The 18817-nt window shown below is 38.3% G+C and carries 20 protein-coding genes; 2 read left to right on the forward strand and 18 right to left on the reverse strand.

Features of this window, described 5'->3' with window-relative positions:
- Nucleotides 1–11 precede the first annotated feature (11 nt).
- From MMB68_RS05205 to MMB68_RS05230, 6 genes are all read right to left on the reverse strand, one after another.
- The gene (locus tag MMB68_RS05205) at nucleotides 12–191 is read right to left on the reverse strand and encodes a hypothetical protein (RefSeq protein WP_221784679.1); all 180 of its coding nucleotides are present in this window, start codon (nucleotides 189–191) and stop codon (nucleotides 12–14) included.
- A gap of 134 nt (nucleotides 192–325) precedes the next feature.
- Nucleotides 326–1003, reverse strand: a complete 678-nt coding sequence (locus MMB68_RS05210; RefSeq protein ID WP_221784751.1) for a metal-dependent hydrolase — start codon at nucleotides 1001–1003, stop codon at nucleotides 326–328.
- 113 nt (nucleotides 1004–1116) lie between these two features.
- Complete coding sequence (ald, locus tag MMB68_RS05215; RefSeq protein WP_014458028.1) at nucleotides 1117–2238, reverse strand: alanine dehydrogenase; 1122 nt, start codon at nucleotides 2236–2238, stop codon at nucleotides 1117–1119.
- Nucleotides 2239–2388: 150 nt separating this feature from the next.
- Entirely contained in the window at nucleotides 2389–2556 is a 168-nt protein-coding gene (locus MMB68_RS05220; protein ID WP_013059463.1) for a hypothetical protein, read from the reverse strand.
- A 164-nt stretch (nucleotides 2557–2720) separates the two neighbouring features.
- Entirely contained in the window at nucleotides 2721–4109 is a 1389-nt protein-coding gene (argH, locus tag MMB68_RS05225) for an argininosuccinate lyase (protein ID WP_221784680.1), read from the reverse strand.
- Complete coding sequence (locus MMB68_RS05230) at nucleotides 4106–5314, reverse strand: argininosuccinate synthase (RefSeq protein ID WP_033579611.1); 1209 nt, start codon at nucleotides 5312–5314, stop codon at nucleotides 4106–4108. The genes argH and MMB68_RS05230 overlap by 4 nt, the downstream gene beginning before the upstream one ends.
- A gap of 314 nt (nucleotides 5315–5628) precedes the next feature.
- Between MMB68_RS05230 and MMB68_RS05235 the strand changes: the two genes are divergently transcribed.
- Nucleotides 5629–5943: a hypothetical protein gene (locus MMB68_RS05235; protein WP_221784681.1), complete on the forward strand. Its 315-nt coding sequence runs from the start codon at nucleotides 5629–5631 to the stop codon at nucleotides 5941–5943.
- A 25-nt stretch (nucleotides 5944–5968) separates the two neighbouring features.
- Here MMB68_RS05235 and MMB68_RS05240 read toward each other — a convergent pair whose 3' ends face one another.
- The 8 genes from MMB68_RS05240 to sppA all read right to left on the reverse strand — a co-directional run bounded on the left by MMB68_RS05240 (nucleotide 5969) and on the right by sppA (nucleotide 13353).
- Nucleotides 5969–6814: an EcsC family protein gene (locus MMB68_RS05240; protein WP_223260323.1), complete on the reverse strand. Its 846-nt coding sequence runs from the start codon at nucleotides 6812–6814 to the stop codon at nucleotides 5969–5971.
- A 228-nt stretch (nucleotides 6815–7042) separates the two neighbouring features.
- Entirely contained in the window at nucleotides 7043–8233 is a 1191-nt protein-coding gene (locus MMB68_RS05245) for an acetate kinase (protein WP_013059468.1), read from the reverse strand.
- 196 nt (nucleotides 8234–8429) lie between these two features.
- Nucleotides 8430–9422, reverse strand: a complete 993-nt coding sequence (locus MMB68_RS05250) for a class I SAM-dependent methyltransferase (protein WP_221784682.1) — start codon at nucleotides 9420–9422, stop codon at nucleotides 8430–8432.
- A 147-nt stretch (nucleotides 9423–9569) separates the two neighbouring features.
- On the reverse strand, nucleotides 9570–10064 hold the full coding sequence (tpx, locus tag MMB68_RS05255) for a thiol peroxidase (protein ID WP_013059470.1): 495 nt from the start codon (nucleotides 10062–10064) through the stop codon (nucleotides 9570–9572).
- Between the two features lie 177 nt (nucleotides 10065–10241).
- Complete coding sequence (ytfJ, locus tag MMB68_RS05260) at nucleotides 10242–10709, reverse strand: GerW family sporulation protein (protein WP_057244975.1); 468 nt, start codon at nucleotides 10707–10709, stop codon at nucleotides 10242–10244.
- Between the two features lie 13 nt (nucleotides 10710–10722).
- Nucleotides 10723–11421 (reverse strand): DUF2953 domain-containing protein, encoded by a 699-nt coding sequence (locus MMB68_RS05265; protein WP_221784683.1) that lies wholly within the window; start codon nucleotides 11419–11421, stop codon nucleotides 10723–10725.
- Between the two features lie 407 nt (nucleotides 11422–11828).
- Nucleotides 11829–12332 (reverse strand): RDD family protein, encoded by a 504-nt coding sequence (locus tag MMB68_RS05270; protein WP_221784684.1) that lies wholly within the window; start codon nucleotides 12330–12332, stop codon nucleotides 11829–11831.
- Between the two features lie 10 nt (nucleotides 12333–12342).
- Nucleotides 12343–13353: a signal peptide peptidase SppA gene (sppA, locus tag MMB68_RS05275; RefSeq protein WP_221784685.1), complete on the reverse strand. Its 1011-nt coding sequence runs from the start codon at nucleotides 13351–13353 to the stop codon at nucleotides 12343–12345.
- Nucleotides 13354–13502: 149 nt separating this feature from the next.
- Here sppA and MMB68_RS05280 point away from each other — a divergent pair, with 149 nt between their 5' ends.
- The gene (locus tag MMB68_RS05280) at nucleotides 13503–14303 is read left to right on the forward strand and encodes an NAD kinase (protein ID WP_013059475.1); all 801 of its coding nucleotides are present in this window, start codon (nucleotides 13503–13505) and stop codon (nucleotides 14301–14303) included.
- 23 nt (nucleotides 14304–14326) lie between these two features.
- Here the strand turns inward: MMB68_RS05280 and MMB68_RS05285 are convergent, their stop codons facing one another.
- From MMB68_RS05285 to MMB68_RS05300, 4 genes are all read right to left on the reverse strand, one after another.
- Nucleotides 14327–15919, reverse strand: coding sequence for an amidohydrolase (locus MMB68_RS05285; protein WP_221784686.1), 1593 nt, complete (start codon nucleotides 15917–15919; stop codon nucleotides 14327–14329).
- Between the two features lie 123 nt (nucleotides 15920–16042).
- Entirely contained in the window at nucleotides 16043–16231 is a 189-nt protein-coding gene (locus tag MMB68_RS05290) for an alpha/beta-type small acid-soluble spore protein (RefSeq protein WP_013059477.1), read from the reverse strand.
- A gap of 88 nt (nucleotides 16232–16319) precedes the next feature.
- Complete coding sequence (thiI, locus tag MMB68_RS05295; RefSeq protein ID WP_221784687.1) at nucleotides 16320–17531, reverse strand: tRNA uracil 4-sulfurtransferase ThiI; 1212 nt, start codon at nucleotides 17529–17531, stop codon at nucleotides 16320–16322.
- A gap of 6 nt (nucleotides 17532–17537) precedes the next feature.
- The gene (locus tag MMB68_RS05300) at nucleotides 17538–18680 is read right to left on the reverse strand and encodes a cysteine desulfurase family protein (protein ID WP_277548335.1); all 1143 of its coding nucleotides are present in this window, start codon (nucleotides 18678–18680) and stop codon (nucleotides 17538–17540) included.
- Between the last annotated feature and the right edge of the window lie 137 nt (nucleotides 18681–18817).

The raw sequence follows: 18817 nt of genomic DNA on the forward strand, positions 1-18817 counted from the left end.
ACTGCATCGATTCAATCTAAAGACGAACAAATGTGAGACATGAGCTGAACCGCTTGTGACACCGCAGTTGAGTTCCGTGCAAGACTTCGCTTTCCGCAGGCGGTCGGTGAGCCTCCTCGTCGCTTGCACTCCTGTGGGGTCTCACCTATTCCGCTTTTCCCCCAGGAGTCTTCGTCTTGCCCTCTAATCAACAGCTAGAAGCCGCTGCATATACGAAACCTACGTTCACCATAACAATAAAAAAAGAACGAGTGATCGATATTATCGATTACTCGTTCTTTTTTAACTTTAACTGAAATCGTTTTGTCCCAGCCTCTATTTATGATTAAAGTTCCAATCCTTCTCCAACTTTTAATACTTTTCCTTCAATATCGGATAAAGACTCAACAAATTGATGAGGATCTTGCTTAATTACAGGAAATGTATTGTAGTGAATTGGCACAACAAGCTTTGCCTGCACCCATTCCGCTGCGATAGCCGCATCTTCAGGTCCCATTGTAAAGTTATCTCCAATTGGAAGAAATGCTACGTCAGGCTCATGGCGACCAATTAACTTTAAATCAGAAAATAAAGCCGTATCTCCAGCATGATAAATTGTCTTTCCTTCAATCGTTAAAAGCAAACCAGCTGGCATTCCTGTATAAATAATTTTCTCATTATTTTCTGTATAACTTGAACCGTGGAAAGCTTGGGTCAATTTCACCGTACCAAAATCAAATGTATAGGCTCCACCTATGCTCATTGGATGTACGTTTAAACCTTGCCAGCTAAGATATGTAGCTAATTCTGCTACTGCCACAACAAGTGCACCGCTGCGCTTAGCAATTTCCACCGTGTCGCCTACATGATCATTATGGCCATGAGTCAGTAAAATCACATCTGCTTTTACATCTTCAGCATTTAAATCTGTTAATTCATTTCCAGTGATAAACGGGTCAATTAAAATTGTTTTTCCTTTTGTTTCAATTTTAACAACAGAATGTCCATGATAAGAAACGTGCAACATATATTCTCTCCTTTTACACTAACCTTTTCTATATTCTACCCGTCTGTTTTGGTTACAAAACAAGTGAATACGCGGCTATCATATCACAAACTGCGCAAAAACATGCCTTATTATGCTTGCTCTAATAAAGTTGTTGCATCAGCGTAAGTTAGACCGTGTGCATCTGCCACAGCCGCGTAAGTGACAAACCCATTTAGGGTGTTGATGCCTTGAAGAAGGGAAGGGTTTTTTAAGCACGCTTTTTTATATCCCTGATTTGCTATTTGCAGAGCATAAGGAACCGTTACGTTGGTCAGCGCTAAGGTCGACGTACGTGGAACAGCTCCGGGCATATTAGCAACAGCATAATGCAAGACCTCATGCTTCGAATAAGTCGGGTTATCGTGAGTGGTAATACGATCAGTTGTTTCAAAAATTCCCCCTTGATCAATAGCAATATCAACTACAACGGACCCTTTTGACATCGTTTGAACCATTTCCTCGGTGACAAGCTTTGGCGCTTTAGCTCCTGGTATGAGAACCGCTCCTATCACTAAATCTGACTCTTTTACAGATTGTGCGATATTGTAGTGATTTGACATTAATGTCGTCACTTCTTTACCAAATAAATCATCAAGCTGGCGAAGGCGATCAGCGTTTAAATCAATTATTGTAACATCAGCCCCTAATCCGACCGCAATTTTAGCAGCGTTGGTTCCTGCTACTCCTCCTCCAATAATTGTTACTTTTCCTCTTTGCACGCCTGGAACTCCACTTAATAAAATCCCTTTGCCACCTTTGGTTTTCTCCAAAAATTGAGCTCCGATCTGAGAAGACATTCTTCCTGCAACTTCGCTCATCGGCGTTAACAGAGGCAAGCTTTTGTTTGGAAGCTGTACAGTTTCATAAGCGATGCCTACCACCTTTTTATCAATCAATGCTTTCGTTAATGCTTCTTCAGCTGCCAAATGTAAATAGGTAAACAAAATAAGTCCTTCACGAAAATATCCGTATTCTTCTGAAATCGGTTCTTTTACTTTCATAACCATTTCAGCATCCCATGCTTCTTTTGCAGTATTTACAATAGAAGCTCCTGCATTTGTGTAATCTTCATCATGGAATCCAGATCCTTCTCCCGCCTGTGTTTCAATATATACATCATGCCCACCGTTAACTAAAGCTGTAACACCAGCTGGAGTAATAGCCACGCGATTTTCATTGTTTTTTACTTCTTTCGGCACTCCAATTTTCACCTTTATCCCTCTTTTCTTATATCAGTGATTAACTGAAAAAAGAACGCCACACCAAATCCTTTAGAAAACCGGATTTACTATGACGTTACCTTTCGATAGAGCTCAGCATAATCCTGCTTTTCTTAGTCTATATACAGTATATGCATCTAGTTATTCATATAGTTCGTTATCACTCTGTGCTTCTGGATTTTCCACTACAGAAGCCATAGCATCGCCAATGACGCCGCTTGAATAAGAATCCATTAGCTGTCTTGATGTCTCTTTTTCTCCTTCGAAATCATATTCATATACATGCTGCGGATGTTTTTTGTCTTTCATACGTCACTTCTCCTTTTTCACTTTATTTTCTTTACGAATGTAAACTTTACTTCATAATCCCTTACATGATCTTTTCTATTTTCTTCTTAAATGCTCTAGTTATACCATTTATCTCACATCAAAAAACGCCCGCAGATTTTTCTGCGGACGTTTTGATAACTTTTTTATATCGATGTTTTTTCATGCAATTCATCTTTAGCTAGCTGAATTGCTTTTTTCACTTGTTCAAATCCTGTTCCTCCTGCGCTATTGCGGCGATTAACAGCTGTTTTTGGACTTAATACATGATAGATGTCTTCCTCGAATAAATCTGATGCTTCCTTATATTGTTCAAGCGGCAAATCCATTAGGTAGATATTTTTCTGAATACAAACGAGAACCAGTTTCCCAACCACTTCATGTGCTTCACGAAACGGCATACCTTTTGAAGCAAGATAGTCAGCTAACTCCGTTGCATTTGAAAAATCTTGTTTCGTAGCTTTTTTCATAACATTTGTTTTTACTGTCATTGTTTCGATCATGCCAGCAAAAATAGTCAAACATCCTTCAATCGTTGTAACCGTATCGAACATGCCTTCTTTATCTTCTTGCAAGTCTTTGTTGTATGTTAAAGGCGTGCCTTTTAACACAGTCAATAAGCTAAATAAATGACCATATACTCGTCCTGTTTTACCACGAATTAACTCCGCCATATCAGGATTTTTCTTTTGAGGCATAATACTGCTGCCCGTTGCGTACGTATCATCCATTTCAATAAATTGAAACTCTTGACTAGACCATAAAATTAACTCTTCACAAAAACGAGATAAATGCATCATTAAAATAGAACTGTTGCTTAAAAACTCTAAAATAAAGTCACGGTCGCTGACAGCATCCATACTGTTTTGATAAATCCCGTTAAAGCCTAGAAGCTCCGCGCTGTAATGACGATCAATTGGAAATGTCGTACCAGCTAAAGCTCCTGCTCCTAAAGGAGATAAATCAATACGCTTTAGTGATTCCGCATAACGCTCAGCATCACGCTTAAACATTGAAACATAAGCCATTAAATGATGAGCAAAAGAAACCGGCTGCGCGCGCTGTAAATGTGTGTAGCCTGGAAAAATAGTTTCGACATGCTGATCTGCTTTTGTAAGCAATACATCTTCTAGATTTTCGATCAGTCCTACAATTTGTTGAACATGCTTTTTTAAATATAAGTGCATATCTGTAGCAACTTGATCATTACGGCTTCGACCCGTATGAAGCTTACCTCCAACCGGACCAATTTCATCAATTAATAGCTTTTCTAAATTCAAATGAATATCTTCATATTGAGCAGAAAATGTTAATTCTTTCTTCTTAGCTTTTTCAAGCAGTGTTTGAAGGCCTTTTTTAATTTGTGACGCTTCATCTCCAGAAAGAATACTGCATTTCTCAAGCATTGTTACATGTGCTAAACTGCCTTCAATATCTTCTTCTACAAGATGCTGATCAAATGAAATTGACGCACCGAACTCGTCAATCCATTGTTCAGGGCGTTTCGTAAAACGCCCTCCCCAAAGTTTGGTCATACCGTTGTCACCTTCTTTTGATTTACCATGCTGCTCACTTGTGTTGGAAGACCCCATAATGAGATAAAACCAACTGCTGCATTGTGATCAAATTCATCTTCTTTTGTATATGTTGCAAGTTTTTCATTGTATAAAGAATTAGGAGATTTACGTCCCTCTACGATAGCATGCCCTTTAAATAGTTTTACTCTCACTGTTCCGTTCACATATTGCTGCGTGTCTTTTAAGAATGCAAGCAGGGAATTTGTTAATGGAGAGAACCATAAACCTTCATAGATAACTTCTGTTAATTTTTTCTCAATCACTGGTTTGAAGTGCGCTACTTCTTTCACTAATGTTAAATCTTCAAGCTCTTTGTGTGCTTTGATTAATGTCATAGCAGCTGGACACTCATATACTTCACGTGATTTGATTCCCACAAGACGGTTTTCTACATGGTCAATACGTCCGACTCCGTGCTTACCTGCAATTTCATTCAATTCTAGAATTAACTGAGCTAGCGTATAAGATTGACCATTTAATGCTACTGGAACACCTTCAACGAATTCAATTTCTACTACATCGGCTGTGTCCGGAGTATTTTCAAGAGAAGCTGTTAGGTCATATGCTTCTTCAGGTGGAGCTGCCCAAGGATCTTCAAGAACGCCGCACTCGTTACTTCTTCCCCATAAGTTTTGGTCAATTGAAAATGGGCTGTCTAAGTTAATTGGAATTGGAATATTCTTTTCTTTTGCATACTCGATTTCTTCTTCACGAGACCATTTCCAGTCACGAACAGGAGCTAAAACTTCTAAGTGTGGATTTAATGCTTTAATTGATACTTCGAAACGCACTTGGTCATTTCCTTTTCCCGTACATCCATGTGCGACAGCTACTGCATTTTCTTGTTCTGCTACTTCTACAAGCTTTTTAGCGATTAGCGGTCTAGATAGTGCAGATACCAATGGATATTTTCCTTCATATAATGTGTGTGCTTGAAGTGCTGCTAACGCAAATGTATTGGCATATTCTTCTTTTGCATCAATCACATATGATGATACCGCTCCAACTGTTAAGGCTTTTTCTTTAACGAACTTTAAATCTTTTCCTTCGCCTACATCTAAACAGCAAGCTACCACATCGTACCCTTTTTCCTGTAACCATTTAATTGCAACTGATGTATCTAAACCTCCAGAATATGCTAAAACAACTTTTGGATTACTCATTATCTATTCCTCCTACAAATTATATATATATTAATACAACCGTTTTAATTTTTATTCATTTAATCTACTATTACTTTAACAACTTTTTAATCTATTTTCAATAGTTATTCAAAAAAAAGTATATAAATTCACATTTATTTTAATTTAACAGGGTGAAATCTCTTAAAATACTGTAAAAATAAACATGGATGAATATTTTTTTCTTACATACTGTGTATATTTATATGCATAAATCAAGTATAAATGATTTATTTTTCACTTACAGTAGCTCTGGCTTTTGTCATTGTATAAAATGGAAGGGAAGAGGTGAAAAAATGGAGCGCTTTTTTACTTATGACAACAGACTTGGTATAAAAATTCCTGCTCTTGAAAGAGAATGGACATTCTATTCTGAAAAAGTTCAGCAGGATATTCTCCTAACATGGGAATCCATTCGGGGGCAGATCCCAGACAAAATTCAATCTTTAGAAAAGAGTATTAATCAAAAACAGGCGGCGTTAGAAGATGAGACTAATTTTATCCGCTCCTGTGAATTAAATAGCGAGATAGGAGAACTTGCTTCTATTATTAATGATTTGTGGATTTGGTATCGAACAAATGAGGAAATATCAAGAAAAGTTCACGGATAGACAAAAAAACGAGTCTCATGAAAAATTAATGAGACTCGTTTTTCTTATCTAACAAATAGCGGTATTGATAAAAGCGCTTTGCATAATCTGTCACTTGCTTGGCCATTCGATAATTCATCCCTCCGCCAACCATCATACTCACAATTGGCAAACGATTATAAACTTTTCGCTTCGCAGCAAATATAGCTAGCGTTTTCCCGATTTGCACAACGATTTTTTGCAGCCACGTTTTATCTACAATTTGATCAACACCTTCATAAAAATACGGGTCAAATTCTTGGCTCAACTCACTCTTTAATTGATGCCACCCCTCAGCCTGAAGGTGTCTAGGTAACGTTGCTGCATGGAAAACTTTTAGCGTTAGCATCAGCTCTGAAGGAGTCTGGATATGATAGCCGTAGCTCATTGCTGCCTGTTGCACCGCTTGAATATTCATGCATAAAACAGCAGGTATATCAATACCGACTAGCAGCGATTGTCCGGTTCCTGAAAGTGCTCCTTGACTCAGCGCATACAATCGAAGCTTGGCCATTTGCTGTTCGCATATATAAGAAAGCTGATCTACTTGAAGGGAATTCATTTCTGACAGATCTGTGATATCCTCTTTGAATACACGAGCGGTTTCAATAATTCGTTTTGTCGCTTGAGTTTGCATTTCCGTACCTTGAATTAATGCAGTTAACTGAAAGAGTCCCTCATCAATTTTATGTAAATAGGTCTCACGAACAGAAGCTGGAATTAAGTTAAGCCCTTTTTCTAACCACTCTTCGTATAATAACTCCATCTCAGTTGCTTCTACACTCTGTAAGCTCTCTTCCCATTTATAGATTTCTTCTAAAAGCTGTTCTTCGCGATTCGTTAGTATCATCATGTCACCCTTTCAAGAAATGAGTAGTTTTATTTTTATTATAACAAATAATGCATCCGTTACATTTTGCTTCCTATATTATTTCTTTCTTCTATACGTTGTAAACCTTCTTTCAATCGTCAGCTACTTGCGCTATATAAAAAAGCTGATTTCCTAACAAGGAAATCAGCTTTTCGTTAGTTTGCCTGACAATTTATGAGAATTCATGCATTGAAGAGGCACTTTATGAACTTAAATATTCGCTAAACGAGTAACGTCACGTGCAATCATAACTTCTTCGTCTGTAGGAATAACCATAACTTTAACTGGAGAATGAGGGTAGCTAATAAATGCTTCTTCTCCTTGTACACTATTTAAAGCTGGATCCCAATAAACGCCCATGAACTCTAAACCGCGAAGAACGCGAGCACGTACAACATCACTGTTTTCTCCAATACCTGCTGTGAAGATGATTGCATCTACACCAGACATACGAGCAGCATAAGAACCGATATATTTATGGATACGGCTAGCAAATACTTCAAGTGCTGTTTCAGCGCGTTCATTGCCTTCAGCGCTTGCTTTGATTAGATCGCGTAGGTCACTAGAAATACCAGATACACCTAAAAGACCACTTTCTTTATTTAATACATTTAATACTTCGTCAGCAGTTTTTCCTGTTTTCTCCATAATAAATGGAATTAATGCAGGGTCAATGTTACCTGAACGAGTTCCCATTGCTACACCAGCTAATGGTGTGAAGCCCATTGATGTATCAATTGACTTGCCGCCTTCAATTGCAGCGATACTTGCACCGTTACCTAAGTGACAAGAAATTAAGCGTAATTGTTCGATTGGACGGCCAAGAAGCTCAGCTGCACGCTCAGAAACATATTTATGAGATGTGCCGTGGAAACCGTATTTACGAACGCCATACTTTTCATAGTACTCGTACGGTAAGCTGTACAAGAATGATTTTTCTGGCATTGTTTGATGGAATGCTGTATCGAAGACTGCCACAGCTGGAACATTTGGAAGAATATCTTGGAACGCTTTAATTCCCACAATGTTTGCTGGGTTGTGAAGCGGTGCTAAATCAGATAAAGCTTCAATTTCCGCTAGTGTTTCATCTGTGATTAAAACAGAATCAGCAAATTTCTCTCCGCCGTGTACTACACGGTGACCTACACCAGTGATTTCATCGTATGATTGAATGATGTTTTGAGAAAGTAACTTTTCAACTAAAATTTTAACTGCAACAGCATGGTCAGGGATTTCTGTAATATCCGTTTGTTTTTCACCATTTACCGAGATCGTGAAAACAGCGTTATCTAAACCAATTCGTTCTACTAAACCTTTTGTTAATACCGTCTCACTTGGCATTTCAAATAATTGAAACTTAAGTGAAGAACTGCCGGCGTTGATTGCCATGATTTTTGACATAAAAAAACAGCTCCTTCTTTATTATACGTGCATCATAAACATAACGAACAGAACATAAAAGTGTAATCTCTACAATATTCTATGCATTTCGACACGATTTCTATCCTTATTCATTTAATCATTCACGACAATAGATTTCAAGAGCTATACATCATGAAAACGCTACCGACAAATATTCATTATTTTCGAAAAAGACTTACTTTTTATTCACTCGGAACCATTGGTCCATTTGAGTCATAATATCACTCATTGCTTCCCGATTGCTGAACTTCGGCAAATTCACAAGCAGCGCGTTTTCAGGTGCTGTTACTCCTTCTCCCTGCTTTTGAAGAATCATAATACTTTTAGCAGCCTGCTCTTGTTTAAACATTGAAAGTGGCAGCTGAATAATCCCTTGCACGATTGCTTCCTCTTTTAAGAGCGGCTGTAATAAATGAGACTGTTCAGATTCAAACAAGTTATTTGGAATAAGAGCCACTACGTATCCTCCGTCTTTTACATGACGCAAGCTTTGTTCAATAAATAAGTGATGAGCATAAGTGTGACCTTCTTCAGCTCTTACTTTATACTCTTTTGCCCCTTCGTCGTTTGGATAATAACCAACCGGCAGGTCACAGACAACTAAATCCACAGGATCAATAAAAAGCGGCTGTAAGCTGTCTTGATTGAATAATTGAACGCCGTGCTTCTGTAAATTTGCATTTACATATGTTAATTGAAGTAATAAATCATCCACGTCTACACCGTATACGTGTTCAATTGACGCAGCATGTGTGTTTAAAATGGTTGTTAATAAATTCCCTGCTCCTACTGCGGGATCTAAAAGCGTATATTTATCTTTTCCTGCCATGAACTTTCCAACTAGATAGCTGACAAATAGTCCTACAGCATCAGGCGTCATTTGATGGTTAGGCTGAACTGCTTCTTTCATGCCTTTTAAAATAGCCAGCTGATACGCTTTTCGAATCGTTTCTTTTTCAAAATGATCAAGCGTGATTGAATCGTATTCTTTTTTTAAACGTTTTTTAGTTACCTCATCTAGCTCTTCTTGTAAAATAGTTCCTTGAAACAAATTTTCTCCCGTTTCAGCTACTGCTTCTAAATATACGCAGTTTAGTTCTTTTCTTAAAATAATAGCTGTTTGATCAATTACACCAAATAGCTTTTCCATACTAGCTAACTGACTCATATTCTGCCTCCTGTGTAATGAAATAATATCTATATAAATGAGTAAACGTCCTATTTGGAACATCATATTTTATCATAAAAACTTCTTAAAACACAAAGAAGGCGAAAAACATTGTTTTCCGCCTTCTGCCGAACGCCACTGACAATCTTACTTAGCTGTTTTAGCTGCTTCGATTGCTGCTTCGTAGTTCGGATGCTCAGTTACTTCTGGTAAGTACTCAACATACGTTACGTTGTCATTTGAGTCTACTACAAAGATTGAACGAGCTAATAAGCGTAATTCTTGAATAGCTACACCATATGCTTCTCCGAAAGATAAGTCGCGGTGGTCAGATAAAGTTTGAACATTATCAATGCCGTTAGCACCACACCAGCGCTTTTGAGCAAACGGTAAATCTACGCTTACTGTTAATACTTTTACGTTATCTAATTTAGCTGCTTCTTCGTTGAAGCGACGAGTTTGCGCATCACAAACTCCAGTATCAATAGAAGGAACTACACTAATTAGGCGAACAGAACCCTTTGTGCTATCAAGCGTTACTTCTGATAAATCATTTGCTAAAACCGTAAAGTTTGGCGCCTTGTCTCCAACCTTTACTTGATTTCCTAACAATGTTACATCGTTACCTTTAAATTTAGTCACGAATAATTCCTCCTTTAAATAAGTATGTACACTGTTCATATTAGCTTGTCTGTCTCTATATTGCAATTAAATGACATACAAAACATGGAGCTGTATCCTAAAAAATAAACGCAAAAAAAAAAGACTTTGCCTGCTTCTTTTACCGTTTGAAGAAGCAAGCAAAGCTTTATATTATTTCTACAAATTAAAATCATTTGAACTGTCATGATGCTGACTTTGTTGATTGTGCTGATCTTGCTGATGATTGTTGCGCTTGAACATTTGCTGCACGCGTTCAATTGCTTGAGGTGCTGTATCTAGAATCTTTTCATATAAATGTGTACTTTCGTTAAGGTGAAGCATTTTAATTCCGCTTCCACTCACAATTAAAAAGGCGATTGGCGTAATCGATACACCGCCACCGCTACCTCCGCCAAACGGATGACCTGATTCTTGCTGATGCTGTCCTGGAGAAGATGGTGCATGCCCTTCTACTCCAAACTCGCTTCCGCCCGCTGCAAAACCAAAACCTACTTTTGAGACAGTTAAAATAACACTGCCATCAGGTGTTTCTACAGGATCACCAATGATTGTATTAACATCAATCATTTCCTTTAAATTTTCCATAGCTGTCGACATTAAACTTTTAATTGGATGTTCTGCCATTAAGATAACCTCCTTATGTTTTCACAGAGTGTGTCTTGTTCTTATTTGACGACTTCCATCTTTTGCGACGCTTTTTGGACGTATGCCGCCAGTATCTCAAGGTCCGTAAACCTACTAGAATAGCTTGACCAACTCGAAAAGAAATTATGCACTCAAATACCGTTTCTGACCAAAGATGTTGAAATACAGGAGTAACGCTCATGACAGGCATATCTTTTAATTTCATATAACGGCTGATTATACCAACTATGCCCCCCTTTGCAGACCATACAGCCCCGGTAAGTACGCCTGTTAACGCAGCATCACCTAAGCCGAAACGGCTGTGCCATCTAATATCACTTACCGTCACTTTCTGTAAGAAACGACGAAAAATTTTATGAAAACCGACTACCTGTTCAAGGAATTGCTTCGCATTTTCTAACATGCTTAACCCGTCTTCTACAGAATAATCACTCCATGAATTCTCGTCTTCTTTTCCTTGATCACCTATTCCTTTCTTCTTTTCAACAAGCAAACGAGGAGAATCTTTTTTTACTTTCACTACCGGAATTTCATATGTATAGCGAATAAGACCAAACCAAGCCCTGAGTCTCACTCTGTAATAATCGTTATCTCGGACATGATGAAGCTCTACAAATAGCGTGATTTTTGTCCATACAATAAGTACAATAACAATTAAAAGTGCTAGCAATATCCATAAAAGCCATAGCACATCCTTCACTCCTTCTTAGCTTCACATTATCTCCAAAACACAGAATATTAAACCTTATGAAAACAATAAAAAGAGGTTGAGACATAACGAAATGAATCCAATTTAAAGACGAACAAATAGTATACATGAGCTTAACAGCTTGCGACACCGCAGTTGATTTCCGTGCAAGGCTTCGCTTTCCGCGGGCGGTCGTTGAGCCTCCTCGTCGCATATGCTCCTGTGGGGTCTTACCTGCTCCGCTTTTCCCCCAGGAGTCTTCGCCTTGCCCTCCACTCAACTGCTAGAAGAATCTAAACAAATGAAACCTGCGTTTACCATAACCAAAAAAACGCACCACGAATCAAAAGTCTTGATCAGTGGTGCGTTTTTCACTTCGTCTAAAACCCTTTTGTCCCAGCCTCTTTTTATTATCTGCTGATTGTACCTTCATGTATGACAGTTGTATCTGCGTAGTAATCATGGGCTCCTTGCTTCTTAGGTAAAAACGCAACTAATAAATAGCCAAGTAAAAAAACTGTTTTAGAAATATAGCGTCCAACTCCTTCACGAAACAGCACAACAGGCCAAGTTAAAGTGGAGTCTTTCAGCGATACTACTTTAAGCCCAAACACCATCTTTCCAAGCGTTTGTCCAAAATACTTGGTCATTAAAACAAAATAACCATAAAAGATAATAACCGTTACAATCGTATAGGGAGAAAAAAATCCATCTCCTCGAGAAATACCTGCTAAATGGAAAATGGGCTTGATCAGCAGAGAGTTCAAGCTAGCTACCACAGCTAGATCTAAAAGATATGCCCAAAAGCGCATCCAAAAGCCTGCATAATGGAATTCACTACTTATTGGAGTACTTACCCCTGGCACATGTTTTATATTGTCGTTTGATTCGGTTGAATGAGACTGATTTTCCATGTTCTCACCTCTATTCTGCATATAAATACATCAGACGCGGAGAGCTTGGCTGCGCAAATGTTTTTAACATTGCAGTAACTTGTTCATCTCCACCTATTACTTTTTGCATGCTCATTGAAAGCCAAGAAGGCAGTCCGAATCCTTGATTGTATTGAATTACTTGTGCACCTTTTAACTTATAATCTTTCTCCATTCCTGTTACCGCATCTTCAAAATAGCCTAGTTGATCAACCAGCTTCAGCTCTTTAGCCTGACGTCCATCGTACACTCGTCCGTCTGCGATAGAACGTACTTTTTCTTTAGACAAGTGACGTCCCTGAGAGATAACATTGACGAAACCATCGTACGAGTTGTCTACAAGTGTTTGCATAATTTCTTTTTCTTCTCCGGTCATTTCCCTTGTTGGAGACATAATATCTTTATGAGCTCCGCTTTTGATAACAACAGATTCTACTCCTAGTTTATCAGCCAGCTTGCCGTAGTTAACGCTTTGCATAATTACACCTAGTGAACCTGTTAAAGTGTCCGGGATTGCATAGATTTTATTAGCAGCTGTTGAAATGTAATAGCCTCCTGAGGCAGCCATTGATCCCATTGAAATATACACTGGCTTTTTCGTTTCTTTCTTCAGCTCTTCAATTTTTTTATGTATTTCAGCACTTTCAACGACGCCGCCGCCCGGTGAATTCACCTTAATAATGACTCCTTTAACTGCCTTATCATTTTTTGCAGCCTCTAGCTGCTTTAAAAATGCTTGGTGATTATAACCATTTTGGGACATAAGCGGAGAGGAACCGCTTCCTGTATCTTGAATCGTTCCATTGACCTCTAGCACTGCAATTTTCTTAGCTGCATTCCCTTTTTCGATAACTGTTTCTGATAGTTCGCTGTCGTCTCCTCCAAAGATGCCTGCCAGACCGTCATCTTTTTCTTCTTTGACTGAAAAACCAATATTAACAATCGCAGAAAAAATGAATAAGCAGGCCGCAATTAAAAGAGCAATCCACCTTTTTTTGTTCATGAAAATCCTCCTTTTTAGGTGTCAGAATTAAAAGATTATTCTTTTAATTCTTAAAGCAATAATGCTATAATTATTGTAACAAACTTTTTTTAAAAAGTTTACTTTATCGCTAATATTTTACATATCAGACAAACAAGGGGGAACTATCTATGCCAAATCGTCGCAACGTTTATTTCTTTCATCCAAAAAACCAGGAAACAAAGGCGCTTGTAAGTCCACTTATTGAACTTGCAAAACAATATGACTTTCAAGTAGTAGATCATTTCGACAGCGCTAACATCATTGTAAGTATTGGCGGTGACGGAGCTTTCTTACAGGCTGTCCGTCAATCTGGCTTTCGAGATGACTGCTTATATGCTGGTGTCACAACTTCAGATCAACTAAGCTTTTATTGCGATTTTCATATCGATGAAACGGATAAAATGATTGAAGCTATTACGACAGAAAATATAGAAGTACGTCGATTTCCCGTTTTACAAACTCAAATTGATCAAGGAACTTCTTTTTATTGCTTAAATGAATGTTCGATTCGATCAGGTGTTATAAAAACACTCAGTCTAGATGTTTTTATTAATGAAAATCACTTTGAAACATTCCGTGGGGATGGGATGATTATTTCAACACCAACAGGCAGTACGGCTTATAATAAATCGGTAAGTGGAGCCGTAGTTGATCCGTTAATTCCTTGTATGCAAGTCAGCGAATTGGCATCGTTAAATAATAATAACTATCGTACATTAGGATCTTCATTCATCCTAAGCGCTGAGCATACGCTCACTTTAAAACTATCCAATGACAACAACCACAGTCCAATTATTGGAATAGATAACGAAGCATTAAATGCACGCCAAGTTGATCAAGTTCAAATTCGTTTAAGCGACCGTCAAATTAAAACGGTTAAACTGAAAGATAACTCTTTCTGGCAACGAGTTAAGCGTACATTTCTATAATAAAAAGCGCCCAAGGGCGCTTTTTATTTTTGATATACAATTTCTCCATTAATAGCAGTCATCTGCACCTGTACCCCTGGGATATCATCTACATGTATCTCAAACAGATCTCTTTCTAATACGGTAAAATCAGCTACATAGCCCTTTTGAACATATCCTTTTTTATGCTCTTGATGAATGGCCTGCGCGCTTCCTAAAGTAAACAGCTGAACAGCTTCAAATACTGTAAGTCGCTCAGACGGTATGTAAACGACCGAGCTATTTGGAGAAGTTTTTCTAGAAACTGCTGCATGAATCGTTAACATGGGATTGATAGGTTCAATAGGCGCATCCGATCCGCCTGCACACATTACGCCCTCGTTCAATAACGTTTTCCAAGCATAGCAATAGTCCAAATGCTCTTCTCCAATTTTTTCAATAACCCATGGAAAATCACTGGCTAAAAACCGAGGCTGGATATCCAATACAACCGGGAGCTTTTTTACACGCTCAACTAAATCTTTTCGTAGAATTTGCGCATGAATAATACGATCTCTTTGCCCTGCTTGAGGAGGATATTGTTCGATGCTTTCTACTACATATTGAAACGCTAAATCACCAATTGCATGAATTGCAACCGTCATGCCCAATTCTCTTGCTTTTCTCACTAGCTGTTTTAATTCATCTAGTGATTGAATAGCTACACCTCTTGTAGAAGGGGCGCTTTTGTATGGAAAACTTAAAAGAGCAGATTGACTGCCGAGAGAACCATCAGCAAAAATCTTCATTGGCCCTATTTCAATAAAAGCGGATGTGTCTTTCTTTTCTTCAACGTATGTATACATATCATCTACAGCTTCATGATGAACAAGCAAATGAGCACGAAACAGCTGCTTTTCTTTATGAATAACGTCTTGAAATGCTTGATATGTACGCAAAAAGCCTCCATAATAATTTAAATCTTCCGTATGTCCACCCGTCAATCCGTGCTGAACACAATCTTTAATGGCTACTGAAAGAGCTTGTCGGATGTATGCTTCTGATACTTGAGGAATATGAGCCGTTACTAATTCTTGCGCTTGATCAGCCAAAAAACCGGTAGGATTTCCCGCTTCATCCCTCTGGATAATACCTCCTTCCGGGTCGCGTGTTTCAGCTGTAATCCCGGCTATTTTAAGAGCAGTCCCGTTTACTACTAATCCGTGACGACAGACTCGCTTCAACATAATAGGATGTTCTGTTGAAAGTTGATCAAGATCTTGATACTGAATCAAAGAGGAATCTTCCCACTGATTTTCATCCCAACCTTCTCCAATTACCCATTCTCCTTTTGGTGTACTCTCTACTTTTTGCCGAACGCGCATCAGCACGTCTTTCCTAGAAGTAGCTTGAGACAAATCAAGCCTAAGAAGCTTTTCACCGTGACCAATTAAGTGAAGATGGCTATCTACAAAGCCCGGATACATTGGATATCCTTTGAGGTGTACTTCTTTGTTAATCTCAGCACCCCATTTGATTCTTAGATCTTCTTCTGCGCCTATATCTTCAATGAATCCTTTTTCAACATATACGCTTTCTACATGCTCACCTTCTTTTAGCATCGTATATATTTTGCCGCCGTAAAATAAAGTCCCCATCGCCAACATCTCCTTTACTTTATAAAGCTTGACCTTATCTCTATTATACGTGACAAAACAAACAAGACAAAAGAGTGAGGTTTCCCCCACTCTTTTTAGCCATCATTATTTAGTTAATATGACTTATTTACCACCAAGTTGTTGCTCAGCCATTTGAACTAAGCGTTTAGTGATTTCTCCACCAACAGATCCGTTAGCGCGAGCTGTTGCTTCTGGTCCAAGATTTACACCGAATTCAGAAGCGATTTCGTATTTCATTTGGTCGATAGCAGCTGCTGAACCAGGAGCTACTAATTTGTTTGTGTTTGCCATGTGTTTTCACCTCCTTGTTGAATATAGATTGTGTCAAAACACATGGCATCATACATTATTTTTTTGGTAATTTTATGAAATTTAACTTTTAAAACAAATCTTCTACGCTGTCTTCGGTATTTATAGCCGAAGAAGCTGTCATCTCAAGCGTTTCTACATTATTTACCGCTTCTTGAATTAATGTTTCAAAATCATAAAATTGTTCGTATCGATTTATTTTTTCACGCTTTGGCTTCGTTTTTGGTGAGCTTGGCGTAAAAATGGTACAGCAGTCTTCATACGGTCGATTCGAAATTTCATGTGTATCAATTTTGCGGGCGATTTCCACAATCTCCGTTTTATCCATTGTTACAAGAGGACGCAAAATTGGCGTATTAGTCACTTCATTAATCGCATACATGCTCTCAACCGTTTGACTAGCTACTTGCCCTAAGCTGTCGCCAGTTACGATAGCTAACGATTCATTTTTTTCACGAATAAGGTCGGTAATTCGAAGCATCATACGGCGTGTAGAGGTCATAGTATAATTCTCTGGAATTTGCTTTTGAATCGCTTGCTGTACAGCTGTAAACGGTACAATGTGAAGCTTTACTTTTTCGTGATAAGCCGTTAATTTTTGCGTTAAATCGATGACTTTTTGCTTAGAACGTTCACTTGTAAAAGGCGGACTGTAAAAATGAACCGCTTCTATTTCTAAACCGCGTTTCATGGCTAGGTATCCTGCAACCGGGCTGTCGATTCCTCCAGAAAGCATCAGCATCGCTTTTCCACTCGTACCAACTGGAAGACCTCCTGCTCCGCGATAATCAAAACATGTAATATACGTTGCTTCACTTCTCACTTCTACTCGTACATTTACGCTTGGTTCTTTTACGTTTACCTTTAGATGCTCTGTATTCCGTAGAATATGACTTCCTACTTCATAATTTAATTCGTTTGTATCAAGAGGAAATTGTTTATACGCTCTTCGAGTAGATACTTTGAATGTTTTTCCTTCTGCATCAAATTCTTTCATTGCTTCTAACGCTGCTTCTTGAATCGCTTCAAGCTCATTTTCAACTTTTAATGCTAAACTAAAGCTTTGAATACCAAAGATTTGCTGAAGACGTTCGATGATAGGCTCGTGATTTTCACCGTTTAAGTGAATATACATGCGGTCTCTTGTGTATTTTACGTGAATATTTTGGAATGCACTAAGAGCCGTTACAATATTTTTTCTTAACTGGGCAACAAATTTTTTTCTATTTTGTCCTTTAGTTGAGATTTCTCCGTACCGAATTAAAATATGGTTATATATCATAATCATTTACCTCATTACTTTCTTTAGATCTTCAATTACTGTAAAAATAGCATTTACAATGGGCGTTACTTCATTATAATCATTTAAGCCTGACAAGCTCAATCGAATGGACTGATCGGCTTCTTCGTAATTTTTACCGACAGCTAAAAGCGTTTTGCTTGGCTTTTTTCGCTTTGATGAGCAAGCAGATGTAGTGGATACAAACACTCCTTTTTCTTCAAGAGCGTGAACAAAAACCTCACCTTTAATACCTTGTGCTGTAAAATTTATAATATGGGGGGCCGAATGCTCATTCGGCGTATTAATCGTGATTCTTTCGTGAGCAGAAAGGTTGTCCATCAGTTCTGCTTTTATTTTCCGCATTTTTTGCTGATTTTGAGCAGCATGTTCAAGTGTTAAACGAAGTGCTTTAGCAAATGCTACGATTCCCGGGACATTTTCCGTGCCTGATCGATGCTGCATTTCCTGAGAGCCTCCGCTAAGCAACGGATGAAGCTGAACTCCATTTCGTTTATATAAAATTCCCGTCCCTTTTAAGCCGTGAATTTTGTGTCCTGATAATGTGCATAAATCAATTTTATGATCCGCTAAAGAAAGGGGAACTTTTCCAATCCCCTGCACATGATCCACATGAAAAAGTACCTTCGAATAGTTCGACAGCATCTGTCCAATTTCTTCAATTGGCTGAATGGTGCCAATTTCATTATTTACATGCATAACAGACACTAAAATGGTTTCATCCGTAATAGCTGACTCAATAGCCCCAGGTGATACAAATCCACTGGAATCTACCGGAACATACATAACGTTAAATCCTAGGGCTTCTAACTGCTTGAATGGTTCATGAACAGAATCATGTTCAATATTTGTCGTAATGATATGCTGACCTCGGCTTTTATATTGCATCGCTACGCCTTTAATAGCCAAATTATTCCCTTCCGTTCCTCCTGATGTAAAGATAATTTCATTTGACGATACGTGCAGCAATTCTGCTACTTGCTCACGTGAACGGCTCAACAAATTCTCCGCCTGTACGCCAAATTGATGGAGGGACGATGGGTTGCCATAATAAGTTGTAGCTACTTTAGTAAAAGATTGTATGACTTCATTATAGGGTTTTGTTGTAGCGCTATTATCTAAATAAATCAAGGATGCGCGCCCCCTTCTTCATTTTTTAGGAACAACGTATTATCATATCACACCTTGGTACTTTTTTAAATTAGGCTTTGCCTTAGTAATCATAACAAGTATAGACCATCTTTTCAAAAACTATTTACCACTTTATA

Origin of the sequence: Priestia sp. Y58 (assembly GCF_029522095.1) — a bacterium.
GTDB classification, from domain to species: domain Bacteria; phylum Bacillota; class Bacilli; order Bacillales; family Bacillaceae_H; genus Priestia; species Priestia megaterium_E.

Coding starts and splice junctions, on each gene's coding strand:
- MMB68_RS05220 (WP_013059463.1), bottom strand. CDS start 2,556: ATGAAAGACAAAAAACATCCGCAGCATGTATATGAATATGATTTCGAA.
- argH (WP_221784680.1), bottom strand. CDS start 4,109: ATGACCAAACTTTGGGGAGGGCGTTTTACGAAACGCCCTGAACAATGG.
- MMB68_RS05230 (WP_033579611.1), bottom strand. CDS start 5,314: ATGAGTAATCCAAAAGTTGTTTTAGCATATTCTGGAGGTTTAGATACA.
- MMB68_RS05235 (WP_221784681.1), top strand. CDS start 5,629: ATGGAGCGCTTTTTTACTTATGACAACAGACTTGGTATAAAAATTCCT.
- MMB68_RS05240 (WP_223260323.1), bottom strand. CDS start 6,814: ATGATGATACTAACGAATCGCGAAGAACAGCTTTTAGAAGAAATCTAT.
- MMB68_RS05245 (WP_013059468.1), bottom strand. CDS start 8,233: ATGTCAAAAATCATGGCAATCAACGCCGGCAGTTCTTCACTTAAGTTT.
- MMB68_RS05250 (WP_221784682.1), bottom strand. CDS start 9,422: ATGAGTCAGTTAGCTAGTATGGAAAAGCTATTTGGTGTAATTGATCAA.
- ytfJ (WP_057244975.1), bottom strand. CDS start 10,709: ATGGCAGAACATCCAATTAAAAGTTTAATGTCGACAGCTATGGAAAAT.
- MMB68_RS05270 (WP_221784684.1), bottom strand. CDS start 12,332: ATGGAAAATCAGTCTCATTCAACCGAATCAAACGACAATATAAAACAT.
- sppA (WP_221784685.1), bottom strand. CDS start 13,353: ATGAACAAAAAAAGGTGGATTGCTCTTTTAATTGCGGCCTGCTTATTC.
- MMB68_RS05280 (WP_013059475.1), top strand. CDS start 13,503: ATGCCAAATCGTCGCAACGTTTATTTCTTTCATCCAAAAAACCAGGAA.
- MMB68_RS05285 (WP_221784686.1), bottom strand. CDS start 15,919: ATGGGGACTTTATTTTACGGCGGCAAAATATATACGATGCTAAAAGAA.
- MMB68_RS05290 (WP_013059477.1), bottom strand. CDS start 16,231: ATGGCAAACACAAACAAATTAGTAGCTCCTGGTTCAGCAGCTGCTATC.
- thiI (WP_221784687.1), bottom strand. CDS start 17,531: ATGATATATAACCATATTTTAATTCGGTACGGAGAAATCTCAACTAAA.